Origin of the sequence: Pantoea sp. DY-15 (genome assembly GCF_019795935.1) — a bacterium.
GTDB classification, from domain to species: domain Bacteria; phylum Pseudomonadota; class Gammaproteobacteria; order Enterobacterales; family Enterobacteriaceae; genus Pantoea; species Pantoea leporis.
Genome location: NZ_JAIMIF010000004.1, coordinates 346,069 through 370,727, shown reverse-complemented (window position 1 = coordinate 370,727; position 24,659 = coordinate 346,069). Strand labels below are relative to the sequence as shown.

The window sequence follows — 24,659 nt, the reverse complement described above, 5'->3', positions numbered from 1 at the left end:
TTTATGGCTGAATCAGCTGCCCAGCATCTGCTTTACTAACTCGACACAACGCAGGAAGCGCGTGTCATAGTCATCTTCTTTAACGTGCACAAACTCGATATTGTTTTCACGCAGCATGGTGATCAGCATGGTCTGGAACTCGCGACGATCCATTGAGCTGCCGAGGCTGCGCAATCCATCCGCCACCCAGGGCACGTTGTTTTCCAGCAAAATCACCAGGTCGAAACGGTACTCATCAATCAACGCCTGCACAAACGGATGCTCGCGACCTTCGTACTTGAGGCAAAACGCCTGCGTAGTGATGAAATCGGTATCGATAAAGGCGACTTTACTGGCGTACTTCACTGCGAAGTCGATGTACTGGGCCTGACCGAGCGCGATTTTGTCGTAATCGGAATATTGCAGCGCCATTTCGTCGCCACCGAGGTGTGAGAAGACATAATCACGGCCATATTCCCATGCGCTGGTGGTGTTGAAGATGTTCGCCAGCTTGTTCACCAGCGTTGATTTGCCGCTCGACTCGCCGCCCAGCACCGCCACGGTGCGCACGAAGAACGGCTTCACTTCGGTCGGGATGTATTCCCAGTAGCGGAACGGATCCTGACGAATCTGGCCGCCGCTAATGTTCATAAAGGATCGATTGGGATCGATCACCACCGCCGGAATGCCGAGGTGCTGCTCATACATCGCGGCATCCGGTTCTTCACTGGTGTAGATACAATTCGGCTCAATGCCCTGCTCAGCCAGAAAGGTTTTGACGCCGCCGCTCCACACATCCCAGCCGTGCGGATAAGGTTCAATGCCCTCTTCGTCAAACGAATGGATGCGGATATTTTTCTGGTATTTGAAGGTTTGCAGCAACCAGCGTAGTCGATCGCTGATGGTCGGCTGCTGCGACATGGCGCTGTTTTCAAACAGTTCACGATCGCGCGGCTCGTCGTGGCCCATGATGATATGCAGCTCATCCACCTGACTGCAGGCGCGCTGGATTAAATAGATGTGGCCGGTATGCAGCGGATAAAATTTCCCGAACACCACGCCAACGGTTTTATCGCGGCGCGGAAATTCCAGGCCAAGAAAACGGTGCAGCGCTTCCAGCTTCTGCGCACTCGGGCTTTTAATTTTGGCGTTGAGCAGCTGGCTTAAGTAGCCTTTGGTCATTCCGCTGGCGTCGGCAACCTGCTGCAGCGTGTGGCCTTGCTGGCGAATGGCTGTTTTCAGGTAGTCAAACGATGACATTTAGTGCCTCCTGCGTGGAATAAAGGGCGGTGCGGCCTTTAAGACGGTGCGCATAAATGCGCACCCTACAAACGTAGGGTCGGCATTCATGCCGACCGGTAAAACTTACAACTCATCCAGAATCGCTAACGCATCCGCCAGCTTCTTCGCGCTGTACACCTTCATCCCTTCGACCGGTTTCTTAGGTGCATTACCGGCCGGGACGATGGCGCGCTTAAAGCCGTGTTTCGCCGCTTCGGAAATGCGCTCCTGGCCGCTCGGCACCGGGCGAATTTCGCCGGCAAGGCCCACTTCACCAAAGATCACCAGATCCTGCGGCAGCGGACGATCGCGGAAGCTCGATACCATCGCCATCAGCAGCGCCAAATCGACGCTGGTTTCGGTGACTTTTACGCCGCCGACCACGTTAACAAACACATCCTGATCCGCCATCTGCAAGCCGCCGTGGCGATGCAGTACCGCTAACAGGATTGCCAGGCGATTCTGCTCCAGACCCACCGCGACGCGGCGTGGATTGCCCATCATCGAATGGTCCACCAGCGCCTGAATCTCGACCAGCAGCGGACGCGTACCTTCCCATAGCACCATCACCGAACTGCCCGAGGTGATCTCATCACCACGAGACAGGAAAATGGCCGACGGATTGCTGACTTCGCGCATGCCTTGTTCGGTCATGGCGAACACGCCCAGCTCATTCACCGCGCCAAAGCGGTTTTTATGGCTGCGTAAGGTGCGGAAACGGGAATCAGCGTCGCCATCCAGCATCACCGAACAGTCGATACAGTGTTCCAGCACTTTCGGGCCGGCCAGCGAACCGTCTTTGGTGACGTGACCGACCATGATGATCGCCACGCCGCGCGTTTTGGCGAAGCGTGTCAGGTAGGCGGCCGTTTCACGCACCTGCGCTACGCTGCCCGGCGAGGATTGGATCTCCGCCATGTGCATTACCTGAATCGAGTCGATCACCATCAGTTTCGGCTGCTCCTGCTCGGCGATCAGGCAGATCTGCTCGATGCTGGTTTCCGACAACATATTGAGGTTTTCGGTCGGTAATCCCAGACGATGGGCGCGCATCGCCACCTGTTGCAGTGACTCTTCGCCGGTGACATACAGAGTTTTCATCCCTTCTGCCAGCTTGCACATCACCTGCAGCAGCAGCGTCGATTTACCGGCACCCGGATTACCACCAATTAAGATGGCGCTGCCCGGCACCACGCCGCCGCCCAATACGCGATCGAACTCTTTGAAACTGGTTGAGAAACGCGGCAGGGCTTCGAGGCTGATCTCCGACAGCTTCTGCACGCGGCTAACGCCCGCGTTGCCGCCGGCATAACCGCTCAGACGCTCGTTACGCGCCGCCGCAGGCGAGGCGGCAATGCGCACCTCGGTAATGGTGTTCCACGCATGACAGGCGCTGCATTGCCCCTGCCAGCGCGGATAATCAGCGCCGCATTCGTTACAAACGAAGGCGCGTTTTGCCGCTTTGGCCAAATCAAATCCTCAGTTAACGCTCTTCGTGAATCAGGCTGCCGGTCAGGATGCAGAACACACCCATCAGGTCAGCATGACGGATGATGATTTCCGTCTGCTCATTCACTTTAGGTTTAGCATGATAGGCGATACCCAGCGCCGCGGTTTTAATCATCGGCAGATCGTTGGCACCATCACCAATCGCCACGGTTTGTTCCGGCGCAATTTCAAAGCGCTGTGCCAGATCGTTCAGGGTATCGGCTTTAAATTGGGCGTCGACAATTTGTCCCAGCACCTGGCCGGTTAGCTTGCCGTCGCGAATTTCCAGCTCGTTGGCCACCGCCGCGGCTAAATGCAGCGTATGGCGCAAATAGTCGGCGTAGAAGGTAAAGCCGCCCGAGGCGATCGCCACCTGCCAGCCCAGCGCCTGCAGCTTCTGCACCAGCGTGGTTAAGCCTGGCATCAGCGGCAGCGCATCGCGCACTTGCATCAGGATATTGGCATCGGCGCCCGCCAGGGTGCCGACGCGCTCGCGCAGGCTGGCTTTGAAATCCAGCTCGCCGCGCATGGCGCGTTCGGTGACTTCCGCCACCTGCTCGCCGCAGCCCGCCAGTTTGGCGATCTCATCAATGCACTCAATCTGGATCGCGGTGGAATCCATGTCCATCACCAGCAAACCTGGCGTTTTCAGATGCGGAATTTTGCCAAGCGGCGCCACATCAAAACCGGCTTCATGCGCCAGTTTGCTGGCGCGCGGCGTCAGCGAGCCTGCCAGACGTATCACCTGATACTCATCGACATTCCAGGCGCTGACGATCACCATCGCCGCCCCCAGCTTATGCTGATAATCGGTGAGTTTTTGTTTATCGAGCCCGCGCCCATACAGCAACCAGCCAGTCCGACCAGCACGGTAATCCAGCGGCATCACTTCATCACCGCTGAGGGAAAGGGGTAAACCCGGCCAAAGTGAAACATCGGCGGGCAGATCGCACCAGGTAAGACGATTTGGCATTACAGCTCCTGTAGGGACAACAAAACCACGCAAGAGGCTACCTTGTCTGCGCGGGTTCTGGCAACATAATTGCCAGCCTTTCTGCTGTTACATCACACGGGTTTCTGATGGTTAAAACCGCACTGAAATTTCGCCTGCATCGCACGGTGATTGTTCTTATCTCGCTGGCTCTGTTAGTGGTTCTGATGCAAGGCGCATCCTGGTTTAGCCTCGGCCATCAAATGGCTCGCTCTGAACAAGTGGAAGAACTGGCGCGCACGCTGACCAAACAGGTGGCGTTTAGCCTTAAACCGTTGATGGATAACAGCGACGATAACCGCACGCAGATTGCCGCCATCCTCAATCAGATGACCGACAACAGCCGCATTCTTGATGCTTCCGTCTACGCCGATGATGGCAGCCTGGTGGCGCACAGCGGCGAAAGCATAAATGTGCGCGATCGGCTGTCGCTGGATGGCAAACGCGCTGGTAGCTACTTCAACCATCAAATTGTGCAGCCGCTGGAAGGCAAAGATGGCCCGCAAGGTTTCCTGCGCGTCACGCTGGATACTCACGTGCTGGTGACGGAATCACGTCAGGTGGATAACACCACCAACATCCTGCGCCTGATGATGTTACTGGCGCTGGCCATCGGCATTATCCTGACGCGCACCCTGCTGCGCGACCGTCGCACCCGCTGGCAGCAATCGCCGTTCCTGCTAACGGCGAGCCGCACGGTGAAAGAGGATAAAGAGAAAGAGCAAGAAGAGGCAGCGGCAGCAACCACAGAGACTGAAAAAGAGCGTTAAGCCATTTTATGCATTGTTACTTCCATCGCTTCCAGTTGCTGTAATGCCTGCCCGGCAATGCTGCGGAAGTTCGCGCTAAACGCAGCATCCTCTGCAATCGCTTGCCAGTAGATTTTCGCCATAGCGCTGGCAGCGCGCCACACGGCGCCTGGCAGCGCGAAATCCAGCGTCAGTTTGACTTCATCGCGCATGTGCCCCTGAGAATTGGGCGCCAGCGCCATCGGCAGCATGTCGTAAGCCGGTGTCAGGCTGAAACGTTCTTCATCAGTAAAGAAAGACAGATTGCCCGCGTGCATGTCGCTATTGGCAATCAGTCGTCCAAACGCCCACTGCAAAGTCCCGCGTTCAACCGCTACCGCATCAACACGTTGCTGACGCTGCAACTCACGCAGCGCATCCGGCCAGTGTTGTTGATGGCCGATAAACTCTGCGCTTACCGCTTCTAATGAACTCATGCAGCGTCGACCCCGTTGATGAATGCGATCAAAACGCTGCACTTCGAGGAACAATTGTCCTTCACTATCAATCAGCTGGCTATGTGCGGCAGGCAATCCCGCCGCCAGTAAATGTTGCAACGCCAGATGCTCCGCGCGTAACAAATCACGCCAGCGCTCAGCATTATCACTTTGACGGGCGACGGTAAATTTCACCAGACAATGACGATCGCCATTCGCCGTTGCGGCATAGCACAGGAATTTCGGTTGTTCGCCGCCAGCCGATGAGCCCGGTTCATCGCCGCTCAGCGCCTGTTGTGCCATCAGCGGATAACGCGCGATTTTTTGCGCCTCGCTGATGGCTTGCGGTGCGGGCTGTTGCAGCCAACGCTGGTATGTCATGTCGCCAACAATAAAAGCGCCCGGCATATCGATGCCGCCGCTTGCCAGCGCCATCAGGCACTGCTCATCACTCCAGAGACGAATATCATCCGTCAGCCCGAGCTGTGGCGCGTATTCACGGCCCCATTGTCGGCCCAGAAAACCTTGCGGACGCATCTCCTGCAGGAACCACGGTAAGCCGTCATAAAAGCGGCCTTGATCGTGCTGGTCCAGATACAGACAACTGCCCTGCGGCCAGGTTGGCAAAAGGATGCCAGCGGGCGATGCCTGACCTTCAGCAGAAATACGATACAGCGGGAAGCGGCTTTCACCCCGGATGGGCCGCAGCAACGCATAACGCGTCGCGCGCGCTTTGCCCCATTTGATAATCTGCGGCTGCTGACGCAGTTGGCGTGAAAGCGTGGCCTGGCTGATATGCAATCGAGCCAGCAGATCCGCCGCGCTAAGCGGTCCTTCCAGCAGCAAACTTTGTAGCTCAGCCATTGCCGCCACCTTACCTGATGAATAGATTGATGAATAGATTCATGCATAGATAATAACATAAAAAAAAGCCCGCACAGCGGGCTTCTCAGCATCATCACGATGGTAACGATGAATAGATACTTTTAACCTTCAGTCAAAATCGCTTCCAGCTCGGCCAGCGTTTTCACCTGCCAGGTTGGCGTGATGTGATCGGGTAACGGACGCGTGCCGTGATCGATCCAGCAGGTCTTCAGGCCGGCATTCATGCCGCCGAGAATATCTGATTCTGGCGTATCGCCGACCATCAGCACGCGGCTGCGATCCGGGTTGCCCAGCAAGGCCAGCGTGTGATCAAAAATCGCCACGTCAGGTTTCGGTACGCCAACTTCTTCAGAAATCACCAGCGCATCAAACACATCGAGGAATCCGGTACGCTCAAGTCGCGCCTGCTGTAACGCAGTGAAACCGTTGGTGATGATAGCGATTTTCACTTTGCCTTTCAGCGTTGATAAAAGGTGGGCTGCGCCTTCCAGCGGCAGGCAGATATCGGCCATTGCGCTGAGGAAATCACTGTTGAGTACTTCGGGTGCGACGCTCAGCTTTTCGCCCCACAAGGTGAAGCGGCGCGTTTGCAGCTGCAGTGCGGAAATGGTGCCGTTCTGGTAATCGACCCACAGCGGCTTGTTGATCGCCTGATAATCGGTGTAATCCTGCGCAGAAAATTGCACGTCATAGCGGGCAAACATGCGCTGCAAACCGGCGTAAGCATCGAAATGGAAAAGCGTTTCGTCTGCATCAAACAGGATGCAGTCCCAATCGTTTAGCATGGTGCTCCTTAAAGCGTTAGCGCCATAATGATGGCATCTTCTCGTCCGCTGGCAGTGGGATAATAGTTGGGGCGTACGCTCACCTGATGGAAATCCAGCTGCTCATACAACGCAATCGCCGGCATATTTGAGGCGCGCACTTCCAGCCACAGCGTCATCACGTCGCGCTGCTCGAGCTCAGCAATCAGATGCTGCAACAGCTGGCGCGCCAGGCCGCGGCGCTGGAAGTCGGGATCCACCGCAATGTTGAACAGCGACGCTTCATCCAGCACCACTTGGGTGATGGCGAATCCGGCCAGCTTACCTTCAACTTCAATGCGGAAATTGACGAAACGTTCGCCTTGATTGCTGCTAAACGTCTGCTCGCTCCACGGAAAAGCATGTGCGCGGCGCTCAATCGCCAGCAGCTGCGGCTGGTCTTCAGGGGTGACTAAAGAGATGGCTGTCATGGTTACACATCTGTTGCCACAGGGCGCGTTTTGCTGCGCCGCTGCTGATCAGTTCATTGAAAACGGCGGTGTTGAAGGTAATGCCGTTAAAGGGATGTTCGCTCTCAACGCCCAGCAGCCAGCCGGCGCAATCGACCTGCTCCGGCAGCATTTGCAGCTGGTCTGGCGTTAACGCCATGACCTGCGCGGGTTGAATGTTCAGTGCGCGCAGCACGTCGCGAATCAGCGGTTCTTGTAGCGTTGGCGCCTGTTCGGCCACCAAAACCAAACGCGTGTCGGGCAAAAGCGTGACGGCAATTTCCCCTTGCAGCACGCGCGGACGCCGCAGCTGATACTGCGTAATCCCCATTTGCTGTAGAAGCCAGTCGCGCCTTGTGCTCATGCTATTACCCGTTATGCTGCCAGAATGCGACGCTATGCTAGCAAACCCATCGAACATGCGCCAACAAAGCACTATAATCGCGGCTCTGATTTAACAGGAGCGTTCCATGTCTGCTTTTACCCCGGCCAGCGAAGTGATTCTGCGCCACAGTGATGAATTTACCGCCCGCAACGTTCTGTTTGCTGGCGACCTGCAGGATGACCTGCCCGCCCAGCTAGAAACCGCGTCGAGCCGCGTGCATACCCAGCAATATCATCACTGGCAGAACCTTAGCCATCGCCTTGGTGAACGTGCGGTTTACAGCATGGTTGCAACCGCTGCCGATGTTGAAGGCTGCGATACGCTGGTTTATTACTGGTCGAAGAACAAACCCGAAGCGCAGTACCAGCTGCAAAACCTGCTCTCTTTGCTGCCGGTAGGCTGCGATATCTTCGTGGTGGGTGAAAACCGCAGCGGCGTGCGCAGCGCCGAAGGCATGCTGGAAGCGTGGGCGACGCTGGAGAAAGTTGATAGCGCGCGTCGTTGTGGCCTGTATCACGGTCGTCTCGATAAGCAGCCAACCTTTGATGCCAGCAGCTACGGCCATACTTATCAGCTCGAGGATCTCACCATCCATACCTTGCCGGGCGTGTTCAGCCGTGATGGTCTGGATATCGGCAGCGATCTGCTGCTCTCCACGCTGACGCCGCATTTCCGTGGCAAAGTGCTGGATATCGGTTGTGGCAGCGGTGTGCTGGCAACTGTGATGGCGAAAGTGTCGCCGCGCGTGCGTTTGTGGCTGTGCGATGTGCATGCTGCTGCGATTGAAGCGAGTAAAGCCACGCTGGCCGCCAATGAACTGGAGGGTGAAGTGTTTGCCAGTAACGTTTTCTCTGACGTTACCGGCCGTTTCGATATGATCATCTCCAACCCGCCGTTCCACGATGGCCTGCAAACCAGCCTTGAAGCGGCTAACACGCTGATTCGCGGTGCGCTTAAGCATCTGAACAGCGGCGGCGAACTGCGTATCGTGGCTAACGCCTTCCTGCCGTATCCACAGATTCTGGATGAAACCTTCGGCAATCACGAAGTGCTGGCGCAAACCGGACGCTTCAAAGTCTATCGCGCCGTATACGGTCGCGGTGCCAAAACGCGTTAACAGCAGCGCGGCGGCAGAAACGTTGCTTTTTACAGCGATCGTTTTGCCGTCGCGAAATATGTGTTGACGCAATGAGTAAAATCTCTAAAATGCGCCTCCGTGGTTAGCAATACTTTAGGGTGTTGTTAGTTTGCGATGGTGGCGGAATTGGTAGACGCGCTAGCTTCAGGTGTTAGTGTCCTTACGGACGTGAGGGTTCAAGTCCCTCCCTTCGCACCAAACTAAAATCACACAGTTTATATCTGCGCACTGAGCGATGGTGGCGGAATTGGTAGACGCGCTAGCTTCAGGTGTTAGTGTTCTTACGGACGTGAGGGTTCAAGTCCCTCCCTTCGCACCAATGCGACGATATAAACAGACAACTAAGATGCGATGGTGGCGGAATTGGTAGACGCGCTAGCTTCAGGTGTTAGTGTTCTTACGGACGTGAGGGTTCAAGTCCCTCCCTTCGCACCAACAGTTGTCACTCCTTTCGAGCAGTAAATCCCCCGAAAGATTTTTCAACGAACTTCACGCTCTCAGCGTGATGTTGTCGTTTCTGCGATTTGATCAGATAACGTGGAAATTGACCGACACCGCCGCTAAGCCGCCCGCCAATGCCAGGCAAGACGGCAGCAACAGATAGTGACGCAGGCGATGGTGAAACAGCATCACCACGGTCAGCAGCAGTGCCACAATCATCACCACTCGCCATTGACTGAAACTCGGTTCCCATAACGCAAAAATCGGCATCGCCGCGCAGGGTAATAACACGCCCCAACCGCTATCCAGACGTTTACCCATTACCCAGCTCACGCCCCATAGTCCGCAGGCGGCTATTATCGCCATGATCATCGCGCAACCCTCAAATGATAAATATTCGCATTATCATATGACAATATTTCTCATCTTGCAGCGAATTTTTGTCGCAAGCCATGCCGGATGACAGAATTACTGGAAAATGCTAAATTGCCGCCGATAACAATATCGCTAACACAACAATAACGTGCTCTCTATCCGGGTAGGTAAACTATTACTTGCGGGTAGCGCTTTGATATATCAGGGCTGTCACGAGAATAATAATGAAATTACAATCTTATGATGAGTTGAAACAGAGTAAATATCGGCTGTCGCTGATGCTATTTCTGTTTCTTAATGTCGCCGTTTCGCTTTTTTGCCTGCTGCCGATTTTAGGCAGCGATAGCCCAATACGCTCGCTGCCGGTGGACGTTGTAGCGGGCTTCAGCTCCACGCTGCTGGTTATTTGCTTAATGGCGTCAAAACAAAAATTACCGCTATTAAATCCTGTGGCTTTTATTTTGGGTGCGCTATGGGCGTGGCATATTAACCACAGATATCATCTGGTTTACTATTTTGATGGCAGCTTTTTAATTATCAGCCTGTTAAGCGTGTTCTTTATCAGTGCCATTGCGCTGAGTGATTATTTGATTGCATTCTGTTTACACATCACGCCGCCGGTATTAACCGTGCTGTTATTGGATGATGGTCAGCATTTAATGATGATCTTATTCACCATTACGCTGCCATTAATCGGCTTTTCACTGCACCATTTAATGCGTCGTCGCTTTGATACCTTCACCCGTCGGCTGGTGAGCCAGCTGTATGAGGAAAAAGAGAGCTTCAGCGATTTGAGCATGCTCGATCCGCTTACCGGCTTGTACAACCGCCGTGGATTGAAGAATCGCCTTGATACCATTCTGGAAAACCACGCCGGCAGCCACTTTGTGCTGCTGCTGGATATCGACCACTTCAAAGCCTACAACGACAATTACGGCCATGCGATGGGCGATCAGGCGTTGGCGCGCGTGTCCGTGGCGATCCGCGACGCGGTACGCTCGCGCGATGTGGTCACACGCTACGGCGGCGAAGAGTTTCTGGTGCTGATGACCAACGTGAACGCCTCAATAGCAATGAAACTGGCTGAACGCATTCGCCAGTACGTGGTGGATTTGGAAATTCCGCATCGCTTTAATGAGAAAGTCTCGACGCACGTCACCATCAGCGCTGGCATCGCTCCCATCTTTGCTGACGATTTTGACCAGGCGGTGGCCAATGCCGACCGCGCGCTGTATGTGGCGAAAAATCAGGGACGTAACACCATTCTGGCGTGGGATGATTTGCCGAAATTGACGCAGGCGAGTAATGAACTGATATAAAGCCTTGTCATTACCCAACGCACACCTCGTCGCGGCGCAATTTATTGCGCGATAAAACGCGCCGCGACGAAATGTGCGTTAACAGTTGCATGTGCAGAAATGTTGTTCAAAATGCTGGGAACGATTATCATTTGTCTCTCGATTCCCGTTATCACTCAGGACCGGCATGGCCATCATCACGCGTCAGGATCATCGCTTCAGCGAGCATCCACTGATCTTTATGCAGAGCGATCGCAGTTTAGCGAGCGCGCTGGAAGATCTGATGCGCGATCAACGCAGCTACATGCTGGATAACCTCAAGCTTGGCCAGCCGGCACCCGCCGGGACGTTAACCCTGGCTGAATGGTCCAATCCGCTTCACTATCGCCGCCTGACCCAGCGCTACAGCGATTATCTTTATCGCGATCATCCCGATGTGCAGCAGGAAGCCAAGCCGCTACAGTCACTGTGGGCGCAATGGTATTTTGGTCTGCTGCTGCCACCGCTGATGATGGCGTTATTGCAGGAACCGCGCGCGCTGAACTGCTCGCCGCATCTGATTCACGTTGAGTTCCACGAAAATGGCCATCCGTGCGCTTTCTGGCTGGATGTGCAGGAAGACGAGGATGCGCGCTACCTCAATGCCCAGCAGCGTATCGATCGCCTGATTCAGCAATGCCTGATTCCGGCGGTTAACGGCATGACGCAGCACGGCGATATCAATGCGAAGCTCATCTGGAACAACATGGGTTTTTCGTTTTACTGGTTCCTCGGTGAGCTGAAAAACCAGTTGCCGGAACAAACGATTTTGCAGCTGGAACAGGCGCTATTTTTCAGCAAATCCCTGCTCGATGGCAGCGATAATCCGCTATATCGCACCATGATCCCGCGCAATGGCGAAATGGAGCGCCGCAGCTGCTGCCAGCGCTATCGCATCCCCGATGTAGAACGTTGCGGTAACTGCACGTTAAAAGCGGTGTAGCACCTGCGCATTCTGTTACAGATTCTCCTTTTCTCCCGTTTACACTTTTCCAGGCTTATGGCATTTTTTTGGCTCTGTTTTTACCGGAGATAACAATGAGCCTGGAGTCGGTACGGCACTTCTTTGCCGAACATGCACCGGATATCGACATCATCGAGATGCCGGAAAGCACCGCCACCGTTGAGCTGGCCGCACGCGTTCATGGCGTTCAGCCTGGGCAAATCGCCAAAACCCTGTCGCTGAAAGTGAAAGATGCCATCGTGCTGATCGTTACGCGCGGCGATGCGCGTCTCGACAATCGCAAGCTGAAAGCCGCGCTCGGCGCCAAAGCGCGCATGTTAAGCGTGGATGAAGTGGTGAACTGGACCGGGCATCCGGTCGGCGGCGTTTGCCCGTTCGGACTGGAAAATCCGCTTACCGTCTATTGCGATGTGTCGCTGCGCAGCTTTGACGAAGTGCTGCCCGCAGCCGGATCGATTCATAGCGCGGTGCGCATTTCGCCGCAGCGCATGGCAGAACTTACCGCGGCGAAATGGGTTGACGTCTGCGAGGCGCTTTAAGACGACTCGCGCGCGGCAGCACCGGAGATTTCGATGCCGCGCGTCTCCCGACCAAAGGCCACTAACACGCAAATCAGCACCGCCACCGTTCCGGCGACAATCGCCATGCCCAAACCATAATTGCCGCCGTGCGCCTCGGCGATACGCGACTGCAGCGTCGCATTCACTGAGGCGATCAAATTCCCCAGCTGATAAACAAAGCCCGGCAGCACCGCGCGCGCATTGGCGGGCACCAGTTCGGTGAGATAGGTCGGCACCACGCCCCACGCGCCCTGCACCATAAACTGCATCAGAAACGCGCCAATTCCGATCATCCATGAACCGCTGGAGAAGGCCCACAGCGGCAGCACCGGCAGCGCGAGGAATGACGCCAGAATAATCGCGCGCTTGCGGCCAATGCGCTCGGACAATGCACCAAAGGTAATGCCGCCCAGCATCGCCGCGATGTTGTAGCTGATAGCAATGATGCTGACGGTGTGCGGATCAAACTGATGCTGCACTTTCAGGAAGGTGGGATAGAGATCCTGCGTACCGTGGCTGAATAAGTTAAAGCAGGCCATCAGCAGCACCATATAGATACAGATTTTCCAGTGCTGACGGATAATCGGCAGCAGCGCATTGCTCTCTTTCCGCTCGCGCGCCGCCAGCCACACCGGCGATTCCGGCACTTTGAAGTAGATAAACGGCAGCAGCAGAATCGGTAACGCGCCAATCAGGAACATGCCGCGCCAACCGACGGTTTCGAAGAACAAACCAAAAATCACCGACGCCAGCAGATAGCCGCACGGATAACCAGCCTGGAAGATGCCGGACATCAAGCCGCGCGAGCGATCCGGAATGGTTTCCAGCGCCAGCGACGACGCCACGCCCCAAATCCCCCCCATCGCCACGCCGTAAATCACGCGGAAACCGAGGAACGCCGTGAAGGTGGGCGACCACGCCGACAGCAGCTCAAACGCCGAGAACATCACGATATTGAGCATCAAAATCGGTCGGCGGCCATACTTCTCCGCCAGCCGACCAAACAATAGCGCGCCGATCGGACGCACGGCGAGCGTGAGCATGATGGCAAGAGAAACATCGGAGACGCTGGTATGAAAATATTGGGCAAGATCGCTGAGGACAAACACTAAGATGAAGAAGTCGAACGCATCCAGCGTCCAGCTCGCGAAACTGGCAAAAGCCACGTTGCGCTGGGTCGCAGTCCAGTTGAACATGTTGGTATCCTGTCTGATGAGCTTCCGGTTCGTTGGCCGGATTTATAGTAGAAGTTACCGCGCGAATAATTTCACGGGTTACTAATTTGTTAACTATTTGTATATAGCATGTCAGAAAGGCGGGCTGTAGCGGGAATTGTCAGCGAGTGATTCGCGGTGTAAAAAAGCGTGTCATTGATGGAGGCAATATCCTGTAGCGGCGCGTTTTATCGCGCCGTTACGGCAGGTGCAGTCAACGGTTTTATAACTGATTAAATGCTTTTTCGATCATCTCAAGCAGCAGCGCATTATTAACGGTTTGAATCACATGCACCAAGGCGCCGGTCTGCGGTGGCACGCCAATATCCAGGCGCAGCGGCGTGCGATAACGCCAGCTTTTGCCGCGCGTGGCGCCAGGTCGCAGCTCAATATCCACATGATAATCCACGCCATCAGCAACACGCTGATTCAACAACCACGCCACCACCAGCGCATCGTGTATCCAGCAACCAGGCAGATGACGGGTGCGGATCGAATAATCGATCCACGGCCGTAACGTCTCGCGCACAAACTGTGGCAACGGATGATCTTTAGCGGTAATTCGCGTGAGATCCTGCTGCGTCATCAGGGTTTGTGTGGTGGCGTCCATCGGTACCAGCGTGATGGCAGCACCGCTGTGCAGCACCTGATGCGCGGCTTCCGGATCGAGGCCAAAATTGGTGTCTTTGATGTAATCATCCAGCGCGAACACGCCGCCCATAATCACAATCTCTGCCACCGATTCAGCCATCTCTGGATAACGCTGCAGTGCCAGCGCCACGTTGGTCAGTGGGCCGATGGCTACCAGCGTAAACTCGCCGGGATTGTCACAAATCAGTTGGCCCATTACGCCAGCCGCATCATGTCCATCCGCCGGAATACGCTGCGGTTGACGAACACCGCGCCACAGTTCACCGAGCTTTTCATCGGCAACGTGGTCAAGACGCGCACGCCACGGCGCAGGATCTTCGCGCAGCGCCTGCAGCGCGCCCTGCACCACCGGAATGTTACGTCCCAATCGCTGCAGCAGATCTTTCGCGACCTGCGCACCCACCGCGCTCGGCGTGTTGCCGGTCACGGTAGTAATCAGTTCCAGCGACAGAGACTTTGAGGCCAAGGCTAACGCCAGCGCGAGGCCGTCGTCAGTATTGGCGCCCGCTATACCGTTTCCCGGATCACAATCAATAATCAATCTTTTCATAATGTTATAGTTTTATTCTTGTTGAGTAAGCTGGCAGCCACAGGACTCACCGATTTCTAAATGGTGAGGAAATTCCGCCAGCTTCGCATCACCATCCCAATTTTTGAGCATGGCAATCGCACTGCGCGCCATATCGCGCAGCGGCTGACGTACGGTGGTGAGCGTCGGCAAATGAAACGCCGACTGATCGGTACCGTTAAAACACACCAGCGCGACATCCTGCGGCACGCGCAATCCATGCTCCGACAGCGCACGAATGCAGCCAATCGCCTGGCCTTCATTACTGGTAAACAGCGCGCGCGGCACACGACCGCTGGCCACCATGCGCTGCGCGGCGTCGTAACCGCCCTGCCGCGAGTAGCTGGCAGGGAAAATCATCGCCTCATCTGCCAGCAACCCTTTCTGCGCCAGCGCATCGCGCCAGCCGTGAATACGGTCCTGCGCGTTGAGCATGTCCAGTGGACCGCTGATCATGCCCACCTGCTGATAACCATGGCTGAGCAGATGCGCGGTCACCTGGCACGCCGCTTCGCGCTCATTGACGCGCAGCATGCCAACGCCTGGACGCGGCTCAATGCGATCCAGCATCACCAGCGGCGTACCGCTGGCCTGAATCACATCGATGTAGGGATGGCGATCGACGCTGTTGTAAAACAGGCCATCAACCTGACGATTTAACAGGCCCTGAATAATCTCCAGCTCGCGTTTGCGATCGTCGCCGGCATCCCCCAACAGCATGACGTGGCCGTGATTCATCGACTCCTGCAACAGCATGTGCGCCATCGAGGCAACAAAGGGATTGCCGATGTTTGGCACCACTAAACCAAAGGTTTTGGTGCTACCCGAAGCCAGCGCGCGCGCCACCGCATTGGGGCGATAGCCGGTCTGTTTGATCGCCTCCAGCACGCGCTGACGCGTGGCTTCTGCCACCGGACGCGGGCCGTTATTGATTACGTAACTGACCACCGCCACTGAAGTGCCGGCAATTTTTGCCACGTCCGTGCGCGTTACGTTTCCGGTTGGAGATTTCGCCATTCCTTTGCCCCTGCGTAAATGCCATTGGCCGGAATCTCCGGCCAATGGGGGTTGTGATTTACGCGATCCTGCTGGTCAGATGGCATCTTCCGGCAGATTGAGATCGCGTCCGCGCGTTTCCGGCGCCACGAAAGTGGTGAGAAAACCGATGCTGGCCATCGCAGTGAAGTAAACCGCGATCGGCCACCAGTGTCCGGTAAACGACAGCAGCGCCGCCGCCACTAATGGTGCGGTGCCTCCTGAAAGGATAGACCCTAGCTCTTTCGCTACCGCCATCTTGGTGTAACGACGCTTCACGCCAAACATCTCTACGCCCCACGCTGCCTGCACGCCGAAAATACCCAGCGATGCCAGCGCCATGCCGACCACAATCACCGCGATGACAATCGTCGGGTCGCGGCTGTCCATCAGGCTAAAGGCGGGCCAGGCGTAGAACATCAGCAATAAGCAGAAGCAACGATAGGTTATACGGCGACCGAAGCGATCCGACAGCCAACCGGCAAACGGAATAATCACGAAGCCAAGTAACGAGGCGATGAACACCGCGGTGGTGGGCACCGACTTGTCGATCATCAGCACTTTGGCGACGTAACCGACGATAAAGCCCTGCGCCAGATAAGAAGGGCCATTTTCGCCGATGCGTAAACCGACCATGGTCCAGAAGGCGCGAGTGCGACGCCAGAAACTGCGGGTATCCACCTCTTCTTCCGCTTTAGCCAGCGTCGCGCTGCGCTCGGCCTGCAGTTCTGCCTGCTGGCGCTCGAATACCGGCGTTTCACGCAGGTGACGACGAATCCACAACGCCACCACCGCAATCAGCACGCTGCTGAGGAACGGAATACGCCAGCCCCACGCCAGCAAACTCTCTTTGTCCATCTGGATCACCGCCAGCCATACCAGCGAGGCGATCAGCGTGCCGCTGTTTGAGCCCAGCGCAATCACCGACGAGACCAAACCGCGACGTTCAACCGGCGCATATTCGCCTAGCATCACTGTGCCGCCGGATAACTCTGCGCCCGCCCCCAAACCCTGGGTAAAGCGCAGCAGCACCAGACACGCGGGTGCCCAGACGCCAATGCTGGCATAGGAAGGGATTAAACCGATTAATGTCGTGGAGGCGCCCATCAGAATGATGGTCGAGATCATCACCGTTTTACGGCCTTTACGATCGCCGATCCAGCCGAACAGCAAGGCACCAATCGGGCGGGCAATAAAGCCAACCGACCAGGTGGCAAAACTCGAGAGCAAGGCGATAGTCGGCGTAGCTTCGGGGAAGAAGACATCACCAAAGATAATGCCGGCAGCGAGGCCATAAAGCGCAAAATCCGCATATTCCATCGCGGTGCCGAGCCAGCACGAGAAGGTGGCGCGCCAGAAATCTTTGCGGCCGGATGATGTTTCAAGCCGCGCGTCGGCAGCTGAGGAGGATGTCAGTGAGCTTTGTTGCGAAACCGTCATAACCCAATCCCTGAATGAGGTAAAAACAGCAAACGCCCTTCCGTGGGTCAGTTCCCTTGCAACAAGCGGAACTCCCCGGTGGCGACGTTCAGTAGGCAAACCTGGATGAAAAATCAGTAATGAATTCCCTGGTGTTGGAATCCGCTTCTTCGCCTGTTCCCGCCGATGTAATTTTCATCGATCGCATTAGTAAGGCAAATGTAACTGGGTCATCTCAAGGCCAACTTCGTCTCTGGCACCGTGAGTTATCACTATGGGCATAGTCTATCTACGCGCGTAGATAAATCAAGCAAAAATAGTGATATTTATTAGATAAACTTCACTATAACTCATGAGCACAAGATAAAAGAGGCGTTAATTCATGACATTACATCTAATGCGCGTATGCAAGAAATGTCTGATTACAACGTAATTAACGATTATTGCTTACCATTTAACGGCGCAGACTGAATCTTCATCGCGCTGTTTTTCGCACAGTTCAGTTAAGGTTTAATGACACACCCGCAATATTCTTAAATGCCGTTACCGGTGCGCGACTGACTCAGCATCTGCATTACACTGGAGAAGGATCACTCAGGAGCGCTATGACCATTATTCTTATGCGACACGGTAAACCCAATCATCCGGTCACGGGGCGCTTCACGGCTCGGGCGCTGGCCGACTGGTGTGAAGGTTACGATCAGGCTGATATTTGCGACTCCCCGCCGCCGCGCAGTCAGACCATTGCGCGCCTGGCGAGTGTGATCGCCACCAGCCCGCTGCCGCGCGCCCGCTCGTCGTTAACGCGGCTGGGCTTGCAGCCAAACGCGGTGGATGAGGTGTTCAGCGAAGTGGCGATACCGACGTTGCCGTTTGAACGCTTGCATCTGCCGCTCAACATCTGGCTGGCGCTATTACGCTTGTTGTGGCTGTGCGGCTATGCCGGCCATGTCGAATCGGTGCAGCATGCGCGTGAACGTGCCCGTCTGGCGGCGGATAAACTGGTGGTGCTGTCGCAGCAAGGCACGGTGTTATTGGTTGGGCACGGCATCATGAATAAGCTGATTGCGCGCGAGTTACGCAAGCGCGGCTGGCAGGCCGAAAAACATGCCAGCAGCCGCCACTGGAGCAGTGCGATTTATCATCGCCCGTTTATTTAAGGTTTGAGCTGAAAGTAACTCAGCACTTCACAACCGGTACCGGCCTGCGGCGTGGCAATCACTTTCATCTGCTGCAGATCAATCAGGCTGAGCGAACCGTCGCCCTCATTAGCAATCAGCAAGCTGTGATTATCCTCACTGAAGCAGCCATCCATCGGCTTGTTGCCAACATGAATATCGCCGAGCGGATTGAGCAGCTCGTCAAACAGCGTCACCACCGGCTCCTGATCGCCAATCGCCACCAGCCGCTCGCCGTTGGCACTGAAGCGCACCACCTGACACGGTTGCTGGTGGCCCGGCAACGTCAGGCGCTGGCGGATACGATGGCTTTGCCGATCCACCACATACAGCAGCGGCGCATCGGCGGCGCTCGCCACCAGATAAGGATGTTTCGGCGAGGCGGCGATGCCGGAAATCGGGCCGGGCATCAGAATATTGTCAATAATCCGCCCTTCCGCCTCACACAGATCCACCACGGTAATGCTGGCGTCCTCTTCATTCTCGGTGAACAACTTGCGCCCGCTGGGCGATAAAGTGAGCCGGTGCGCATTGTGCGAAGGCAGCTGAATGGTTTTCTCCACGCGATCGCTAACGGGATCAATCACCGCCACCACCGCGCTGTTTTCACAGCAGAGATAAACTTTACCGTCTCGTCCCAGCTGGCCGCTGTGCGGTGCTTTTAACGGCGACAGATCGATAAAACCGCTGATCTGCCGTAGGCGCAGATCGATGATCGCCACTTTGTGGCCGGGATGCGGATTGTCGCCGTGAATGCCGTCGCCGTAGATCGGCACGTAAGCTTTCTCCAGCTGCGGCAGCATCAGAAGCTCGTGTGGACGCGGCGGAAAGGCATTTAACTCTTGTTCAACAGCAAAGGTTTCGGGATTGAGAAACAGCACGCGATTGCCCTGCTTATCGACCGCCAGTAATCCACGGTTGTGTCGCTGCATAGTGTCTCCTTTTGTTCGTCACCTCCTTTAAGCTTAGCCAACCCGCAATCAGGAGGGGATTTTCCCGGCAGACCAGCGAAAAATGTAGCGAGGTTAACACGTGATCTCACACGCAATTTTTAATCCGCCCCGCGACTTACGCCACGCCATTGTTATTTTATTAGGAATAGTCTTAATGAGATGAAATAGAATAATCAACAATCCACGCGGTTATTTATCGTTAATTTAAAGCTTAACGGATCCTTGATTTTCCGGTTTATCTGAAAGGATCAAAAAGTGATAGCCGCGCCGCACAGAATGTTTTATTAAGCATAGGAGAGTACTTTTTACACACAGCCTAAAGGACAATCAAGAGCGCTCAGCGCCGCGATTCAGGGACGCCTTGCCAGCATAATCACAATAATCAGGTGCATCATGAATAAAAAACGCCTTCAGCCAGCGTTAACCCTCTGGCATAACTGGAAAAGACTCGCTTTTACCAGCCAGACTTTCCTGCAGAAAAAACAGCATAATGCGCTCTGTGCGCCGGAATACGATCCCAGCCAGGAGGACAATATCGTGTTACTTTCTGGCGAAAAAGATCTGCCAGAGATTCCAAAGAAAGTCTGGATGTATTGGGATAATGAATATTTACCGAAATCAATGGCGTTAAATATTAAAAAGATTCGTCAGGATAATCCCGATCATGAAATTCATTTATTAAATCGTTTAACGATAAAAGAAGTTTTACCGGATTTTATCTTTACCTCGACCCAATTAACCGCCCAACAACGCAGCGAAGTGATTCGTCTGGAATTACTGTTGCGTTATGGCGGCATTGCCATTGATTGCAGCACTTTATTATTTGAAGATCTCTCCTGGGTACATCGCGCGCATCAGGAACGTCGCATGGATGTGATTGGTTATTATCACGAAAACGCCACCGTCAACTATCTTGCGCCAGTGATTGAGAGCTGGTTCCTGGCGGCAACCGCCAATAATCCCTTTATCCGCGAGTGGCAAAAACATTACGCGCCGATCAAACATCTCGGCGAACAGAATTACTTCAGTGAATTGACCAAGCGCGATGATTATTCCCTGCTGACGCAGAAAATTGCGCAGCCGCAGCAGCAATTAGGTTCCCTGGCGCAGCAGATCGCCATGCGCGAACATCGCCGGGTGAATCTCTATCTGCGTAAATGCGAGGCGAACGCTTATTACTATCAGCGTTTAAGCGGCTGGAAAAGCGAGGCGTTTGCCCACGCGGTGCTGTTTCACCAGCGTCCACTCACGCCGCCACCGGTGATTAAACTCAGCGGCAATGAGCAGTTGCATCTCGACTTCAACCTGCGGCTCGGTAATTACAACCGCAGCAGTTTGTTGGGCCAGATGATGCAAACGCCTGCGCCGATCGCGCTGGCATCACCCATCAACAAAGCGCGCGCGTAACCAGTGAATTAAGGTGGTCACCGCCCGTGGTACCTGTGCGGCATACGGGCGCACCACCCACAACCGGTCGGCGAACGCATCCACCGCTTGCCACTGCGGCAGCACCTGCTGCAGCGTGCCGCTGGCGAGTGCCGCGCTGGCACTGAAATCCGGCAGCATCGCAATGCCCAAACCCTGCAATGCGGCATCGCGGATCGACTCGCTGTTGTTGGTGGCAAAGTTGCCCTGAATCTTCACCTGCACGGTTTCGCTGCCGCCGTCCGCTAATCGAAAGCGCCACTGCGGCGACTCAAGTCCGCGCGGATAATAAAGACAATTGTGCTGCTGCAACGCCTGCGGTGAATCCGGCAGGCCGTTTTGCGCCAGATATGCCGGCGATGCCACCAGCAGCGCGCGGGTTTCACACAGCGGCAGCGCAACATGGGTTTCCGGCAGGCTATCACTGTGGCGAATCGCCAGATCAAAGCCTTCACTGCCGAGCGACACCAGACGATCGGTGACATCCAGCTGCAAGCGCACCTGCGGATAGTCGCGCAGGAAATCGCCAATGATTGGCACCAGCTGCTGACGCGCAAACGCCACTGGCGCTGTGACGCGCACCATGCCACGCACCGGACCGGCTTCATCGCGCACGCTGAAAAAGCTCTGCGCTATACGCGCGAAGGGATCGCGCAGCTCATCCACCAGCTTTTCACCGGCGGAAGTTAGCCGCACGCTGCGCGTGGTGCGCTGCACCAACGCCACGCCCGCCATCTTTTCCAGCTCTTTAATCTTCTGACTCATCGCCGCTTTGCTGACGTCTAATCGTTCCGCCGCGCGCGTAAAACTGCCGAGCTCAGCCAGCACGGTTAACCAGTGCAAATGGACCCAAAGGCTATCGGTTTTAATTTCTTTCATATTGATTGTTCAAAATAATAAATAATCATTTCAACCAGCGCGCTTTTTCTTTCCGGCAGCAAGCGGCAGCATAGAGCCACATCCTACTCTTTTCATGTGAGCAAAAACGAGGTTTTATTTATGCCGTTACTGACATTCGACGTTATTCAGGGCCGTTCAGAATCAGAAATCCGCACATTGCTGGATGCCGCACACCGTGCGGTCTTAACCGCCTTCAAAGTCCCGGCGCGCGATCGTTATCAGATTGTTCACGAAAACAAAGGTTATCAGATGGTCTTTCAGGATACCGGCTTGGGCTTTGCGCGAACCGACAATCTGGTCATGGTGCGCGTGTATACCAGCCCAAGAAGTGAAGAACAGAAGTGCCTGTTTATGGCAGAGTTAGCACGCGAGCTGCTGGAAAATTGTGGCGTACAGGGCACGGATTTGATGATTAGTTTTATCACCAACAGTAAAGGCGACTGGAGCTTTGCCGACGGCGAAGCGCAATACCTCACTGGAAAACTCTGATTCCCTTCTCTGCCCTCACTGGCAGCAATCCGTCCGTTGCTGCCAGGCTAAACCACAGTCAGCCTGAACCCGCCTTAAACGAATCGGAATGCATCGCACAAATCTGGTTGGATGTGTTGCAGCCATGTGACACCCAATATAGATTGTCGCAAAATCCCCGCAGAGGGTCGTTGGCGCAAGGATTGCGTATTCATTCAAAATGAGGATCTGACGTTGTCCGAATTGGTTTCGGTAGTACTCTTTTTGGCTGCGATTGCAGTCTACTCCTTCAAAGCCGGGCGAAATAAATTTTGGTTTAGTCTGATCCTGCTGCTGCTCACGCTGTTTATCGTGCTTAACGTCACGCTGGTCGCCAGCAACTATTTTACCGGCGATGGCATTAATGACGCGGTGCTGTATACCCTGACCAACAGCCTGACCGGCGCGGGCGTGAGCAAATATGTGGTGCCAGCCATCGGACTGATCATCGCGCTGTTCTCGCTATTTTGCCTGCTTTCATGGTTATTGCGCCGCCGTAAGCGGCCGCATCACCTCGGCTGGAGTTTGCTGGCGATTGCCTGTGCTGCGGGTTCGGTTCAAACCACGCCTGCGTTCCGCCAGGTGAAAGAGCTGATCGCCTCACATTCGCGCCTCGCCGATTCGGACTTCGAAACCTATTACAAAACGCCTAATAAGGTGATCGCCGAGCCAAAGCTCAACCTGGTCTACATTTATGGCGAAAGTCTTGAACGCACCTACTTCGATCAGCAGGCATTTCCCGGTCTGGCCCCGGAACTCAGCCGCGAAAAAGACAACAGCATTGATTTCAGCCAAACCGAACAGCTGCCTGGCACTGATTACACCATTGCGGGCATGGTGGCTTCACAGTGCGGCATCCCGCTGTTTGCGCCTTTCGATGGCAATGCCTCGGCCTCGCTCTCCAGCTTCTATCCGCAGAACATTTGTCTGGGCGACATCCTGAAAAACTCTGGCTATGAGAACTGGTTTATTCAGGGCGCCGATTTACGCTTTGCTGGTAAAGACACTTTCCTACTGTCGCATGGCTTTGATGCGGCCAACATGTATGGCTCGCAGGAGCTGAAAAGTCGCGTCGCCGATCCCGGCTATCGTAATAACTGGGGCTACTACGATGACACGGTGATGGACGAGGTGTTTGAGAAATACGAAGAGCTATCGCGCGCGCAAAAACGCTTCGCATTGTTCACGCTGACCGTCGACACCCATCACCCGGATGGTTTTATCTCGCGCAGCTGCCAGCGCAAAAGCTACAGCTATGATGGCAAACCAAACCAATCCTTTAGCGCGGTCGCCTGTTCGCAGGAGCATGTGGCGCGTCTGATTGAACGCATCAAAGCGTCGCCGTGGTTTAAAAACACCATCATCGTGGTGACCTCCGATCATCTGGCGATGAATAACACCGCGCATCAATACCTGATCAAGCAGCCGCGCCGTGACCTGTTTATGGTGATTCGTGGCGATCAGCCACAGGCGGAAGTGCTTGACGCCAAACGCAGCACGCTGGATAACGGCGCCACGGTGCTGGATATTCTCGGCGGGGATAACGCGATTGGACTTGGTCGCAGCGGCCTCTCTTCCACCTCGCTGTCAACCGAGTTTGAAGACATGGCGAAGCGCGTCACGGCGTGGAAAGCGGATATCATTCAGCTGTGGAATTTCCCCAGCAAGATGGACAGCTTCACCGTCGATCAACCGAAAAACACCTTCAGCTTCTCCGGCGCGACCTTCAAATTGCCGATTCTGTTCCGCGTCTCCGATAAGCATGTTGAACCGCTGCCCGAGGGCGAATACGCGGAGCCATTGCGTTATCAGCTGGCTAAATTTGCTGCTGACGACAAATTTGTTTGGGTCGATCGCTGCTTCAAAATGGCGCGCCTGTGGCAGCCAGATTTAGCCCTGTCGAACGATTTGTGTGTTTCGATGGGACAGATGGGCGCCAAACCCAGCGTTACCCGCATTGATAAACCGCAGTGGAAAGCGAAAGTCAGCTTCCCCAAAGCGGAAGTGAGTGCAGCAACCTTCCAGCTCAACGAGCAGCAGATTCGGATTGAAGACAATGCGATTCGCTACAACGCGGACAGCTTCCTGTTATCAGTGCCCGGCGCGCCAACCAGCGTCAAAAGTTTTAGAGGGATATCTCGCCCGGAAGAGTGGGGACGCTGGTCAAATGCCAATCTGGCGCCGGAAGTGAATATTGAGTACACCGATCCGCTGCCAGAACGCTTTGATGTGGTGATTACCGCGCGGGCGTTCGGTCCGAATGCGCACCGTCCGATTCCCGTGCGCGTTGGCGATGAAGAGCAGCAACTGAATTTAGGTGAGGATTTCACCACCACCACGCTACATTTCACCAATCCAACCGGCAGCCGCAATTTGATCATTGCGCCACCGGAGCCGCAGGAGTCGAATGTCGGCAATATTATCGGCCAGGATCCGCGCAAATTGGGGATCGGCATGGTGGATATAAAAATAATTCCGCAAACTTAACGTAGGGTCGCCATTTATGGC

Annotated in this window: 23 protein-coding genes and 3 tRNA genes; 12 read left to right on the top strand and 14 right to left on the bottom strand. The window is 55.0% G+C overall.

Annotated features, from left to right (window positions below):
- Nucleotides 1–12 precede the first annotated feature (12 nt).
- The 3 genes from nadR to serB all read right to left on the bottom strand — a co-directional run bounded on the left by nadR (nt 13) and on the right by serB (nt 3,721).
- Nucleotides 13–1,239 carry a multifunctional transcriptional regulator/nicotinamide-nucleotide adenylyltransferase/ribosylnicotinamide kinase NadR gene (gene nadR / locus K5Y32_RS16860; protein ID WP_110867484.1) on the bottom strand — a complete coding sequence of 409 codons (1,227 nt, stop codon included), beginning with the start codon at nt 1,237–1,239 and terminating at the stop codon, nt 13–15.
- 105 nt (nt 1,240–1,344) lie between these two features.
- Nucleotides 1,345–2,730, bottom strand: a complete 1,386-nt coding sequence (gene radA / locus K5Y32_RS16855) for a DNA repair protein RadA (protein WP_007886867.1) — start codon at nt 2,728–2,730, stop codon at nt 1,345–1,347.
- A gap of 13 nt (nt 2,731–2,743) precedes the next feature.
- Nucleotides 2,744–3,721 carry a phosphoserine phosphatase gene (gene serB / locus K5Y32_RS16850; protein ID WP_217549154.1) on the bottom strand — a complete coding sequence of 326 codons (978 nt, stop codon included), beginning with the start codon at nt 3,719–3,721 and terminating at the stop codon, nt 2,744–2,746.
- A gap of 107 nt (nt 3,722–3,828) precedes the next feature.
- On the opposite strand from serB, the gene K5Y32_RS16845 reads away from it, so the two are divergent.
- Nucleotides 3,829–4,509, top strand: a complete 681-nt coding sequence (locus tag K5Y32_RS16845; protein WP_101762182.1) for a YtjB family periplasmic protein — start codon at nt 3,829–3,831, stop codon at nt 4,507–4,509.
- On the opposite strand, the gene yjjJ is transcribed toward K5Y32_RS16845, so the two are convergent.
- From yjjJ to K5Y32_RS16825, 4 genes are all read right to left on the bottom strand, one after another.
- Nucleotides 4,506–5,828 (bottom strand): type II toxin-antitoxin system HipA family toxin YjjJ, encoded by a 1,323-nt coding sequence (yjjJ, locus tag K5Y32_RS16840; protein WP_222185225.1) that lies wholly within the window; start codon nt 5,826–5,828, stop codon nt 4,506–4,508. The genes K5Y32_RS16845 and yjjJ overlap by 4 nt on opposite strands.
- A gap of 122 nt (nt 5,829–5,950) precedes the next feature.
- Complete coding sequence (gene yjjG / locus K5Y32_RS16835) at nt 5,951–6,634, bottom strand: pyrimidine 5'-nucleotidase (protein ID WP_137385112.1); 684 nt, start codon at nt 6,632–6,634, stop codon at nt 5,951–5,953.
- 8 nt (nt 6,635–6,642) lie between these two features.
- Complete coding sequence (gene rimI / locus K5Y32_RS16830; protein ID WP_192235784.1) at nt 6,643–7,083, bottom strand: ribosomal protein S18-alanine N-acetyltransferase; 441 nt, start codon at nt 7,081–7,083, stop codon at nt 6,643–6,645.
- On the bottom strand, nt 7,055–7,465 hold the full coding sequence (locus tag K5Y32_RS16825) for a DNA polymerase III subunit psi (RefSeq protein ID WP_101762186.1): 411 nt from the start codon (nt 7,463–7,465) through the stop codon (nt 7,055–7,057). Before K5Y32_RS16825 ends, rimI begins: the two co-directional genes overlap by 29 nt.
- Before the next feature lie 106 nt (nt 7,466–7,571).
- Here K5Y32_RS16825 and rsmC point away from each other — a divergent pair, with 106 nt between their 5' ends.
- From rsmC to K5Y32_RS16805, 4 genes are all read left to right on the top strand, one after another.
- Nucleotides 7,572–8,603 (top strand): 16S rRNA (guanine(1207)-N(2))-methyltransferase RsmC, encoded by a 1,032-nt coding sequence (rsmC, locus tag K5Y32_RS16820; RefSeq protein ID WP_101762187.1) that lies wholly within the window; start codon nt 7,572–7,574, stop codon nt 8,601–8,603.
- A 132-nt stretch (nt 8,604–8,735) separates the two neighbouring features.
- Nucleotides 8,736–8,822 (top strand) — tRNA-Leu (locus K5Y32_RS16815).
- A 34-nt stretch (nt 8,823–8,856) separates the two neighbouring features.
- Nucleotides 8,857–8,943: transfer RNA gene (locus K5Y32_RS16810), tRNA-Leu, on the top strand.
- Nucleotides 8,944–8,972: 29 nt separating this feature from the next.
- Nucleotides 8,973–9,059: transfer RNA gene (locus K5Y32_RS16805), tRNA-Leu, on the top strand.
- Between the two features lie 93 nt (nt 9,060–9,152).
- Here the strand turns inward: K5Y32_RS16805 and K5Y32_RS16800 are convergent.
- Complete coding sequence (locus K5Y32_RS16800) at nt 9,153–9,437, bottom strand: DUF1435 domain-containing protein (protein WP_110867479.1); 285 nt, start codon at nt 9,435–9,437, stop codon at nt 9,153–9,155.
- Between the two features lie 227 nt (nt 9,438–9,664).
- Between K5Y32_RS16800 and K5Y32_RS16795 the strand changes: the two genes are divergently transcribed.
- The 3 genes from K5Y32_RS16795 (at nt 9,665) to K5Y32_RS16785 (ending at nt 12,280) form a co-directional block, all read left to right on the top strand.
- The gene (locus K5Y32_RS16795; RefSeq protein ID WP_222185223.1) at nt 9,665–10,759 is read left to right on the top strand and encodes a diguanylate cyclase; all 1,095 of its coding nucleotides are present in this window, start codon (nt 9,665–9,667) and stop codon (nt 10,757–10,759) included.
- 166 nt (nt 10,760–10,925) lie between these two features.
- The gene (gene fhuF / locus K5Y32_RS16790) at nt 10,926–11,720 is read left to right on the top strand and encodes a siderophore-iron reductase FhuF (RefSeq protein WP_222185221.1); all 795 of its coding nucleotides are present in this window, start codon (nt 10,926–10,928) and stop codon (nt 11,718–11,720) included.
- A gap of 95 nt (nt 11,721–11,815) precedes the next feature.
- Complete coding sequence (locus K5Y32_RS16785; protein WP_008107722.1) at nt 11,816–12,280, top strand: YbaK/EbsC family protein; 465 nt, start codon at nt 11,816–11,818, stop codon at nt 12,278–12,280.
- Here the strand turns inward: K5Y32_RS16785 and K5Y32_RS16780 are convergent.
- The 4 genes from K5Y32_RS16780 to K5Y32_RS16765 all read right to left on the bottom strand — a co-directional run bounded on the left by K5Y32_RS16780 (nt 12,277) and on the right by K5Y32_RS16765 (nt 17,209).
- Nucleotides 12,277–13,497 carry an MFS transporter gene (locus K5Y32_RS16780; RefSeq protein WP_222185219.1) on the bottom strand — a complete coding sequence of 407 codons (1,221 nt, stop codon included), beginning with the start codon at nt 13,495–13,497 and terminating at the stop codon, nt 12,277–12,279. The genes K5Y32_RS16785 and K5Y32_RS16780 overlap by 4 nt on opposite strands.
- A 241-nt stretch (nt 13,498–13,738) precedes the next feature.
- A complete protein-coding gene (locus K5Y32_RS16775) occupies nt 13,739–14,716 on the bottom strand; it encodes a nucleoside hydrolase (RefSeq protein WP_222185217.1) in 978 nt (325 codons plus the stop codon).
- A gap of 12 nt (nt 14,717–14,728) precedes the next feature.
- The gene (locus tag K5Y32_RS16770; RefSeq protein WP_222185215.1) at nt 14,729–15,751 is read right to left on the bottom strand and encodes a LacI family DNA-binding transcriptional regulator; all 1,023 of its coding nucleotides are present in this window, start codon (nt 15,749–15,751) and stop codon (nt 14,729–14,731) included.
- Between the two features lie 75 nt (nt 15,752–15,826).
- On the bottom strand, nt 15,827–17,209 hold the full coding sequence (locus K5Y32_RS16765; protein WP_222185213.1) for an MFS transporter: 1,383 nt from the start codon (nt 17,207–17,209) through the stop codon (nt 15,827–15,829).
- A gap of 584 nt (nt 17,210–17,793) precedes the next feature.
- Between K5Y32_RS16765 and K5Y32_RS16760 the strand changes: the two genes are divergently transcribed.
- Entirely contained in the window at nt 17,794–18,348 is a 555-nt protein-coding gene (locus tag K5Y32_RS16760; protein WP_222185211.1) for a histidine phosphatase family protein, read from the top strand.
- On the opposite strand, the gene K5Y32_RS16755 is transcribed toward K5Y32_RS16760, so the two are convergent.
- Nucleotides 18,345–19,298 carry a YncE family protein gene (locus tag K5Y32_RS16755; RefSeq protein ID WP_210080906.1) on the bottom strand — a complete coding sequence of 318 codons (954 nt, stop codon included), beginning with the start codon at nt 19,296–19,298 and terminating at the stop codon, nt 18,345–18,347. The two genes, K5Y32_RS16760 and K5Y32_RS16755, sit on opposite strands and share 4 nt — an antisense overlap.
- A gap of 414 nt (nt 19,299–19,712) precedes the next feature.
- On the opposite strand from K5Y32_RS16755, the gene K5Y32_RS16750 reads away from it, so the two are divergent.
- Nucleotides 19,713–20,726 carry a glycosyltransferase family 32 protein gene (locus K5Y32_RS16750; RefSeq protein WP_222185209.1) on the top strand — a complete coding sequence of 338 codons (1,014 nt, stop codon included), beginning with the start codon at nt 19,713–19,715 and terminating at the stop codon, nt 20,724–20,726.
- On the opposite strand, the gene K5Y32_RS16745 is transcribed toward K5Y32_RS16750, so the two are convergent.
- Entirely contained in the window at nt 20,700–21,623 is a 924-nt protein-coding gene (locus K5Y32_RS16745; RefSeq protein ID WP_101762199.1) for a LysR family transcriptional regulator, read from the bottom strand. The two genes, K5Y32_RS16750 and K5Y32_RS16745, sit on opposite strands and share 27 nt — an antisense overlap.
- A gap of 120 nt (nt 21,624–21,743) precedes the next feature.
- Between K5Y32_RS16745 and K5Y32_RS16740 the strand changes: the two genes are divergently transcribed.
- Together K5Y32_RS16740 and opgB are read left to right on the top strand one after the other, a co-directional pair.
- Complete coding sequence (locus K5Y32_RS16740) at nt 21,744–22,133, top strand: tautomerase family protein (protein WP_101762200.1); 390 nt, start codon at nt 21,744–21,746, stop codon at nt 22,131–22,133.
- A gap of 213 nt (nt 22,134–22,346) precedes the next feature.
- Complete coding sequence (gene opgB / locus K5Y32_RS16735; RefSeq protein ID WP_222185207.1) at nt 22,347–24,638, top strand: phosphatidylglycerol--membrane-oligosaccharide glycerophosphotransferase; 2,292 nt, start codon at nt 22,347–22,349, stop codon at nt 24,636–24,638.
- Nucleotides 24,639–24,659 lie beyond the last annotated feature (21 nt).